General features: G+C 62.7%; 2 protein-coding genes. Both read right to left on the reverse strand.

The window, feature by feature from the left end; all coding sequences use genetic code 11:
- A complete protein-coding gene (locus AWB80_RS42665; protein WP_061180598.1) occupies window positions 1–702 on the reverse strand; it encodes a succinate dehydrogenase iron-sulfur subunit in 702 nt (233 codons plus the stop codon).
- An 18-nt stretch (window positions 703–720) separates the two neighbouring features.
- Window positions 721–2,079 (reverse strand): FAD-binding protein (locus tag AWB80_RS42670; protein WP_061180599.1); only part of this gene is annotated, 1,359 nt, incomplete at its 5' end.

Below are 2,079 nucleotides of genomic sequence, written 5' to 3' on the forward strand. Positions count from 1 at the left end.
TCAGACAGCCCGTCGCACCATCAATTCCTTGATCTTGCCGATCGCCTTGGTCGGATTGAGCCCCTTGGGGCACACGTCGACGCAATTCATGATCGTATGGCAACGGAACAGACGATACGGATCTTCCAGGTTGTCGAGCCGCTCGCCCGTCGCCTGATCGCGGCTGTCCGCGATGAAGCGATAGGCTTGCAGCAGACCCGCCGGTCCCACGAACTTGTCCGGGTTCCACCAGAAGCTCGGGCACGACGTCGAGCAGCTCGCGCACAGAATGCACTCGTAGAGACCATCGAGTTCGTCGCGCTCCACGGGTGATTGCAGGCGCTCTTTCTCGGGCGGCGGCGTATCGTTGATCAGATACGGCTTGATCGAATGATACTGGTTGAAGAACTGCGTGAAATCGCAGATCAGGTCGCGCACCACCGGCAGCCCCGGCAGCGGACGCAGCACGATCTTCTGCGGCAGTTCGTTCAGGTTCGTCAGGCACGCGAGGCCGTTCTTGCCGTTGATGTTCATCGCGTCCGAACCGCACACGCCCTCGCGGCACGAACGACGGAACGACAGCGTCTCATCCACCGACTTCAGCTTCACCAGCGCGTCCAGCAACATGCGCTCGTGCTCGAGTTCGAGCTCGTACGTTTGCATGCGCGGCGCCGCGTCCTTGTCCGGATCGTAGCGATAGACTTCAAAAATTCTCTTTGCCATTTCTCTATCCTCGTGCGCTTAGAAGGTACGCGCCTTCGGCGGCACCGATTCGACCGTCAGCGGCTTCATCTGCACCGGCTTGTAATCCAGCCGATCGCCCTCGCTGAACCACAGCGTGTGACGCATCCAGTTCTCGTCGTCGCGATGTTCGTAGTCGCTGTGCGCGTGCGCGCCGCGGCTTTCCTTGCGCGCTTCGGCCGACACCATCGTCGCGCGCGCCACTTCGATCAGATTCGCCAGCTCCAGCGCCTCGACCTTCGCCGTGTTGAACACCTTCGACTTGTCCTTCAGATGCACGTGCTTCACGCGCTCGGCCAGCTCCGCGATCTTGCCCACGCCCTCTTCCAGCAGCTTCGAGGTGCGGAACACGCCCGCATGCGCCTGCATCGACGCGCGGATGTCGCCCGCGATGTCCTGCGTGTATTCGCCCGAGGTGGACTTCTCCAGCACCGCGAGACGTTCCATCGCGAAGTCGGCGGCATCGGCCGGCAAGGGCTTGTGCTCCTTCAGTTCCTTCGCGTGCTTGATGATGTGATTGCCCGCCGCGCGGCCGAACACCACCAGATCGAGCAGCGAGTTCGTGCCCAGACGGTTCGCGCCGTGCACGGATACGCACGAGCATTCGCCCACCGCGTAGAAGCCGTTGACCGGATCGTCATAACCCTTCGCGGTGCCCACGACCTGACCATGCATGTTGGTCGGAATACCGCCCATCTGATAGTGGATGGTCGGCACCACCGGAATCGGCTCCTTGATGCAGTCGACGTTGGCGAACTTCAGCGCGATCTCGCGAATCGACGGCAGACGCTTCATGATCGTCTCCGCGCCGATGTGCGACAGGTCCAGCAGCACGTGATCCTTGTTCGGACCCACGCCGCGGCCTTCCTTGATTTCCTGGTCCATCGAGCGCGAAACGAAGTCACGCGGTGCGAGATCCTTCAGCGTCGGCGCATAGCGCTCCATGAAGCGATCGCCGTTCGCGTTACGCAAAATGCCGCCTTCGCCGCGCACGCCTTCGGTGATCAGCACGCCCGCGCCGGCCACGCCCGTCGGGTGGAACTGCCAGAACTCCATGTCCTGCAGCGCGATGCCCGAGCGTGCGGCCATGCCGAGGCCATCGCCCGTATTGATGAACGCATTCGTCGATGCCGCGAAGATGCGGCCCGCGCCGCCCGTGGCGAACAGCGTCGTCTTGCCTTCGAGGATGTACACCTCGCCCGTTTCCATTTCGAGCGCAGTGACGCCGAGCACATCGCCCTCGGCGTCGCGGATCAGATCCAGCGCCATCCATTCGACGAAGAAGTGCGTCTTGGCCGCGACGTTCTGCTGATACAGCGTGTGCAGCAACGCGTGGCCGGTACGGTCGGCGGCAGCGCA

The organism is Caballeronia pedi, from assembly GCF_001544915.2.
Lineage (GTDB): Bacteria > Pseudomonadota > Gammaproteobacteria > Burkholderiales > Burkholderiaceae > Caballeronia > Caballeronia pedi.